This window comes from Bacillus sp. JH7, assembly GCF_001563515.1.
In the GTDB taxonomy this organism is placed as follows: Bacteria; Bacillota; Bacilli; order Bacillales; family Bacillaceae_G; genus Bacillus_A; species Bacillus_A cereus.
On sequence record NZ_LPUS01000029.1, the window covers coordinates 1 to 232 of the forward strand.

Below are 232 nucleotides of genomic sequence, written 5' to 3' on the forward strand. Positions count from 1 at the left end.
ATACAAGTTCACAAAAGAAGAGTTAGTAGAGGCGTGGAAAGATCCACAAGTAAGAGAAAAGCTAAAAGACTTACCGAAACACCCATCTGGAAAAGCGCTAAATGAATTAAGTGAGGAAGAATTAGCGGAAATCCAAGGGGCATCAGATGTACAACCAGAAACAACACCACTTTGTGTGGGAGTAATTATAGGATTAACAACGTCAATTAAGATTTGTAAATAAAATAAAAAA

At 35.8% G+C, this 232-nt stretch carries 1 protein-coding gene; it reads left to right on the top strand.

Annotated elements, in window-relative coordinates:
* Nucleotides 1-223, top strand: a 223-nt coding sequence (locus AU379_RS23610; protein ID WP_061139778.1) for a mersacidin/lichenicidin family type 2 lantibiotic, incomplete at its 5' end; no start/stop codon positions are given.
* Nucleotides 224-232: the final 9 nt, after the last annotated feature.